Annotated in this window: 6 protein-coding genes; 5 read left to right on the forward strand and 1 reads right to left on the reverse strand. The window is 61.4% G+C overall.

Annotated elements, in window-relative coordinates:
• Positions 1-84 precede the first annotated feature (84 nt).
• Positions 85-381 (reverse strand): DUF1330 domain-containing protein, encoded by a 297-nt coding sequence (locus QLG10_RS07740; protein WP_110752932.1) that lies wholly within the window; start codon positions 379-381, stop codon positions 85-87.
• Between the two features lie 71 nt (positions 382-452).
• Here QLG10_RS07740 and ribBA point away from each other — a divergent pair, with 71 nt between their 5' ends.
• The 5 genes from ribBA (at position 453) to QLG10_RS07765 (ending at position 5,888) form a co-directional block, all read left to right on the forward strand.
• Positions 453-1,562 carry a bifunctional 3,4-dihydroxy-2-butanone-4-phosphate synthase/GTP cyclohydrolase II gene (gene ribBA, locus QLG10_RS07745; RefSeq protein WP_188265625.1) on the forward strand — a complete coding sequence of 370 codons (1,110 nt, stop codon included), beginning with the start codon at positions 453-455 and terminating at the stop codon, positions 1,560-1,562.
• Between the two features lie 385 nt (positions 1,563-1,947).
• A complete protein-coding gene (locus tag QLG10_RS07750) occupies positions 1,948-2,973 on the forward strand; it encodes an ABC transporter substrate-binding protein (protein ID WP_110752936.1) in 1,026 nt (341 codons plus the stop codon).
• The gene (locus tag QLG10_RS07755) at positions 2,970-3,902 is read left to right on the forward strand and encodes an ABC transporter permease (protein ID WP_177411661.1); all 933 of its coding nucleotides are present in this window, start codon (positions 2,970-2,972) and stop codon (positions 3,900-3,902) included. The genes QLG10_RS07750 and QLG10_RS07755 overlap by 4 nt, the downstream gene beginning before the upstream one ends.
• A 6-nt stretch (positions 3,903-3,908) precedes the next feature.
• On the forward strand, positions 3,909-4,718 hold the full coding sequence (locus QLG10_RS07760; protein WP_007976227.1) for an ABC transporter permease: 810 nt from the start codon (positions 3,909-3,911) through the stop codon (positions 4,716-4,718).
• 15 nt (positions 4,719-4,733) lie between these two features.
• Entirely contained in the window at positions 4,734-5,888 is a 1,155-nt protein-coding gene (locus QLG10_RS07765) for an ABC transporter ATP-binding protein (RefSeq protein WP_110752940.1), read from the forward strand.
• Positions 5,889-6,062: the final 174 nt, after the last annotated feature.

Below are 6,062 nucleotides of genomic sequence, written 5' to 3' on the forward strand. Positions count from 1 at the left end.
CTGCGATCTTTTGATCTTTGGCGCCCTGAAGGCTCCCCGAAGATCAAGATCAAAAGATCGCAGCCTGCGGCAGCTCCTACAGGGTTATGCCGGGGCGATTCCTTCGACAATGATCACCTCTGCCTTCGCCACGCCCTCGCGGTGCCCTTTCGCCTCCTGATACTGATCGGATCGATAACAGGCCAGCGCCTGCTCGTAGGAATCAAATTCGATCACCACGCTGCGCTGCGGCGTCGACCGACCTTCCATCGCTTCGCTGCGCCCGCCACGCGCCAATATCCGACCACCGTATTGGGCAAACGCCTGGGGTGCCCGCTGGGTGTATTGGCTGTATTGATCGGGGTCGGTGATATCCACGTGAGCAATCCAGTACGCCTTCATAGTGACCTCTCTGCTTGTTTTGTATTATGGTATACCACAATATATCTCCATCAAACATCGAGACTCCCCACATGGCCTTCAACAGCATCGAAGAAATCATCGAAGACTACCGCCAAGGCAAGATGGTGCTCCTGGTGGACGACGAGGACCGGGAAAACGAGGGCGACCTGCTGTTGGCCGCCGACCGCTGCAGCGCCGAAGCCATCAGCTTCATGGCCCGCGAAGCGCGCGGCCTGATCTGCCTGACCTTGACCGACGAGCATTGCCAGCGCTTGGGCCTCGAGCAGATGGTGCCCAGCAATGGCAGCGTGTTCAGCACCGCGTTCACCGTATCGATCGAAGCGGCTGTTGGCGTAACCACCGGCATCTCCGCCGCCGACCGCGCGCGTACCGTGGCCGCTGCCGTTGCCCATGGCGCGAGTGCCGCCGATATCGTGCAGCCCGGCCACATCTTCCCCCTGCGTGCCCGGGAAGGTGGCGTATTGACCCGCGCCGGCCATACCGAAGCCGGTTGCGACCTGGCGCGCCTGGCCGGTTTTACCCCCGCCTCGGTGATCGTCGAAGTGATGAACGATGACGGCACCATGGCCCGCCGCCCGGACCTGGAAGTGTTCGCGCGCAAACACGGGATCAAGATCGGCACCATCGCCGACCTGATCCACTATCGTTTAAGTACCGAACACACGGTGGTGCGCATTGGCGAGCGCGAGCTACCGACGGTACATGGCACCTTTCGTCTGATCACCTTTGAGGATCGCATCGAAGGCGGTGTCCACATGGCAATGGTCATGGGTGATCTGCGTCGCGATGAAGCGACGCTGGTGCGCGTGCACGTCATCGACCCGTTGCGCGATCTGGTCGGCGCCGAATACAGCGGCCCTTCGAACTGGACGTTGTGGGCGGCTTTGCAGCGAGTGGCTGAGGAAGGTCGCGGCGTGGTGGTGGTCCTGGCCAACCACGAATCGTCGCAAGCGTTGCTGGAGCGGGTGCCGCAATTGACCCAGGCGCCGCGGCAGTTCAACCGTTCGCAGTCGCGGATCTATTCGGAAGTCGGCACCGGGGCACAGATCCTGCAGAACCTTGGCGTGGGCAAGCTGCGGCATCTGGGGCCGCCTTTGAAGTACGCAGGTTTGACCGGGTATGACCTGGAAGTGGTGGAGAGCATCCCGTTCACCCAATGATCCTCGGATTTGTGTAGTCCCCTGTGGGAGCGAGCCTGCTCGCGAAGGCAATGTACCCGGCGACATGTGTCTCGACTGACAGGCCCTTTTCGCGAGCAGGCTCGCTCCCACAAGGATTGCGATGTTTGCGCGGTACCGGGTACGCCCCGCAGCTCAAAAAAAGCATTTTTGGCTGATAGCCGGTAAGGCAAAGTGCTTGCACAAAGTTTGGAATACCATAATATGATATTCCATAGACCGGACTATTTAGCCAAGCGCCCCCGCGAGGGAAAGCACTCACAACAGCCCTTGGCACGGTCGCCTTTCAAGGCCAGATGGACCTACTGCTCCCGATAGGCGGGCATTACCAAGCCCGCTCAAAAACACAACAAATGAGGGCGTGAAAATGGTGTTGAACAAACGTGCATCCGCAATACTGTTCGCAGGCTTGTTGGCCACGGTCAGTCATGTGGCAACGGCTGCTGAAAGCGTCAACTTCGTCAGCTGGGGCGGTAGCACCCAGGATGCACAGAAGCAGGCGTGGGCCGATCCGTTCAGCAAGGCCAGCGGCATCACCGTGGTCCAGGATGGCCCCACCGACTACGGCAAGCTCAAGGCGATGGTCGAAAGCGGCAACGTGCAGTGGGACGTGGTCGACGTCGAAGCTGACTTCGCCTTGCGCGCAGCCTCCGAAGGCCTGCTCGAACCCCTCGATTTCAACGTCATCGATCGCGACAAGATCGACCCGCGATTCGTCTCCGATCACGGCGTCGGCTCGTTCTTCTTCTCCTTCGTCCTCGGCTACAACGAAGGCAAGTTGGGTGCCAACAAGCCCCAGGACTGGTCCGCGCTGTTCGACACCAAGACCTACCCCGGCAAACGCGCCCTGTATAAATGGCCAAGTCCCGGCGTGCTGGAACTGGCGCTGCTGGCCGATGGCGTCGCCGCCGACAAGCTCTACCCACTGGACCTGGACCGCGCCTTCAAGAAACTCGACACCATCAAGAAAGACATCGTCTGGTGGGGCGGCGGCGCTCAGTCGCAACAGCTGTTAGCCTCCGGTGAAGCGAGCATGGGCCAGTTCTGGAACGGCCGCATTCATGCCCTGCAAGAAGACGGTGCGCCGGTTGGCGTGAGCTGGAAACAGAACCTGGTCATGGCCGACATCCTGGTCATTCCAAAGGGTTCGAAGAACAAGGACGCGGCGATGAAGTTCCTGGCCAATGCCAGCAGCGCCAAAGGCCAGGCCGACTTCTCCAACCTGACCGCCTACGCCCCGGTCAACGTCGACAGCGTGGCGCGCCTGGACTCGACCCTGGCGCCCAACCTGCCGACTGCCTACGCCAAGGATCAAATCACTCTTGATTTCGCGTACTGGGCCAAGAACGGTCCTGCTATCGCGACACGGTGGAACGAATGGCTGGTCAAATGAAAATGACGGTAACCGCGTCCCGTCCATCCACGCCAGTCGGGAGCGCCTCGGGCGCTGCCGGCAAGGCGGCTGCGATGACGCAAACCCCGACCCTGGCGCAACGCTGGCGCGGATCGAGCAACCTGATCCCCGCCCTGCTGTTCCTGGGACTGTTCTTCCTGGGCCCATTGATCGGCTTGCTGCTGCGCGGCGTGCTGGAACCGACTCCGGGACTGGGCAACTACGAGCAGCTGTTCGCCAACTCGGCGTATGCCCGTGTCTTGCTCAACACCTTCTCGGTGGCCGGACTGGTGACGCTGTTCAGCCTGCTACTGGGATTCCCGCTGGCCTGGGCGATCACGTTGGTGCCCCGTGGCTGGGGTCGCTGGATCCTGAACATCGTGCTGTTGTCGATGTGGACCAGCCTGCTCGCCCGCACCTATTCCTGGCTGGTGTTGCTGCAAGCCTCCGGGGTGATCAACAAGGCGTTGATGGCCATGGGCATCATCGATCAGCCGCTGGAGATGGTGCATAACCTCACCGGCGTGGTGATCGGCATGAGCTACATCATGATCCCGTTCATCGTGCTGCCGCTGCAGGCGACCATGCAGGCCATCGACCCGATGATCCTGCAGGCCGGTTCGATCTGCGGGGCCAGTCCGTGGACCAACTTCTTCCGGGTGTTCCTGCCGCTGTGCCGGCCGGGGCTGTTCTCCGGTGGCTTGATGGTGTTCGTGATGTCGCTCGGTTACTACGTTACCCCGGCCCTGCTGGGCGGTGCGCAGAACATGATGCTGCCCGAGTTCATCATCCAGCAGGTGCAGTCGTTCCTCAACTGGGGCCTGGCCAGCGCCGGTGCCGCGTTGCTGATCGTCATCACGCTGGTGCTGTTCTACTTCTACCTGAAGCTTCAGCCGGAATCCCCGGTTGGCGCCAGCAACGCGAGGTAAGCCGTCATGCTCCTGACCCCCAATGCCATGAGCCGCCGGATGCGCTTTGGCCTGTACGCCACCACCGGGCTGATCGGGCTGTTCCTGTTGCTACCGATCGTGTTCATCGTCCTGCTGTCGTTCGGCTCATCCCAGTGGCTGGTGTTCCCACCACCGGGCTGGACGCTGAAATGGTACGGCCAGTTCTTCTCCAATGCCGACTGGATGAACGCGGCCATGGCCAGCCTCAAGGTCGCGGTACTGACCACGTTCTTTGCCGTGGCCCTGGGCCTGCCGACCGCTTTCGCCCTGGTGCGCGGGCGCTTTCCGGGCCGGGAAATGCTCTACGGCCTGTTCACCCTGCCGATGATCGTGCCGCTGGTGATCATTGCCGTGGCGGTGTACGCGCTGTTCCTGAAACTGGGCTACACCGGAACCATGTTCGCGTTCGTGGTCAGCCACGTCATCGTCGCTTTGCCGTTCACCATCATCTCGATCATCAACTCGCTGAAGCTGTTCGACCAATCGATCGAGGATGCCGCAGTGATTTGCGGCGCCTCGCGCCTGCAAGCGGTGTTCAAGGTGACCTTCCCGGCGATTCGCCCGGGCATGGTGGCCGGCGCCCTCTTCGCCTTCCTTGTCTCGTGGGATGAAGTGGTGCTGAGCGTGATGATGGCAAGCCCGACCCTGCAAACCCTTCCCGTGAAAATGTGGACCACCCTGCGCCAGGACCTGACGCCCGTGATCGCCGTCGCCTCGACGCTGCTGATCGGCCTCTCGGTATTGGTCATGGTGATCGCCGCCGCACTGCGCCGGCGCAATGAAATCAGCGCCTAAGCGCAGGAGTACGACATGAGTGCAGTGATCAAAGATACCGCGCAGCAAAATGACAAGCCCCTGGTGAGCCTGCGCAACTTGAATAAATACTACGGCGACTTTGCTGCCGTGGACGACATCTCGCTGGACATCAAGGACGGTGAATTCCTGACCTTCCTCGGCTCCAGCGGCTCGGGAAAAAGCACGACGCTGTCGATGCTCGCCGGTTTCGAAACCCCGAGCAGCGGCGAGATCCTGGTCAACGGCCAGTCGCTGGTCAATGTGCCGCCGCACAAACGTGACATCGGCATGGTGTTCCAGCGCTACTCGCTGTTCCCGCACCTGTCAGTGCGCGACAACATCGCCTTCCCGCTGGCCATCCGCAAACTGGCCCCGGCCGAGCGTGATCGCCGGGTCGATGCGATGCTCAAGCTGGTGCAGCTTGAGCAATTCGCCCATCGCCGCCCTTCGCAACTCTCCGGCGGCCAGCAGCAACGGGTCGCCATCGCCCGGGCGCTGGTCTACGAGCCACGCATCCTGCTGATGGATGAACCGCTGGGCGCACTGGACAAGAAACTGCGTGAAGATTTGCAGGACGAACTGCGCCAGCTGCATCGGCGCCTGGGCATCACCATCGTCTACGTGACCCACGACCAGGAAGAAGCCATGCGCCTGTCCCAACGCATCGCCATCTTCAGCCACGGCAAGATCGTCGGCCTGGGCAGCGGTTACGACCTGTACCAGAATCCGCCGAACGCCTTTGTCGCCTCGTTCCTCGGTAACTCGAACTTCCTCAAGCTCAAGGCTCAGGGCAACGCCGTGGCAACGTTTGAGGGGCAGTCGCTGTCGATCCGCCTGACAGCCGGCCTGCAAACCGACCAGGATGTACTGTTGATGGTGCGACCGGAAAAGGCACTGGCCTTGAGTTTCGAGCAAGCCGCTCAGGAGCCGTTGGCCGCCGGTTGGAATGAAGTGACGGCCAAGGTGGTGGAAGTGCTTTTCCTGGGGGAAAGCCAGACGTGCAGCGTGGTGACGTCGGGCGGTACGTCGATGACCGTCAAGGCACTATCCGCCGCGGGCATGCCCATGAAGGCGGGGGATCCGGTGCGTGTGCGCTGGGCGACTGCCGATGCCTGTGTTTATACCGAATGGGCTGAGAGCGATTTGAACAAGGCTGCTGGGGCGCACTGATTATTTAACGCCCTTTGCGGCGGGCGACTCTTAAAGTATCACCCTCGGGTCGCTGCAACGTCGGGTTGCGACGACCCTTTTTTTTGATCGTTCCCACGCGCAGCAAAGGAATGCCGCCGGGGACGCTCTGCGTTCCGCTGTCGACGTATGACGTGAGCCGTGCACGACGGTGAT

It is taken from the genome of Pseudomonas sp. V98_8 (assembly GCF_029967975.1).
GTDB lineage: Bacteria > Pseudomonadota > Gammaproteobacteria > Pseudomonadales > Pseudomonadaceae > Aquipseudomonas > Aquipseudomonas umsongensis.

Excerpts from the sequence above, each read along its gene's own strand:
- QLG10_RS07740 (WP_110752932.1), bottom strand. The coding sequence starts at position 381 with ATGAAGGCGTACTGGATTGCTCACGTGGATATCACCGACCCCGATCAA.
- ribBA (WP_188265625.1), top strand. The coding sequence starts at position 453 with ATGGCCTTCAACAGCATCGAAGAAATCATCGAAGACTACCGCCAAGGC.
- QLG10_RS07750 (WP_110752936.1), top strand. The coding sequence starts at position 1,948 with ATGGTGTTGAACAAACGTGCATCCGCAATACTGTTCGCAGGCTTGTTG.
- QLG10_RS07755 (WP_177411661.1), top strand. The coding sequence starts at position 2,970 with ATGAAAATGACGGTAACCGCGTCCCGTCCATCCACGCCAGTCGGGAGC.
- QLG10_RS07760 (WP_007976227.1), top strand. The coding sequence starts at position 3,909 with ATGCTCCTGACCCCCAATGCCATGAGCCGCCGGATGCGCTTTGGCCTG.
- QLG10_RS07765 (WP_110752940.1), top strand. The coding sequence starts at position 4,734 with ATGAGTGCAGTGATCAAAGATACCGCGCAGCAAAATGACAAGCCCCTG.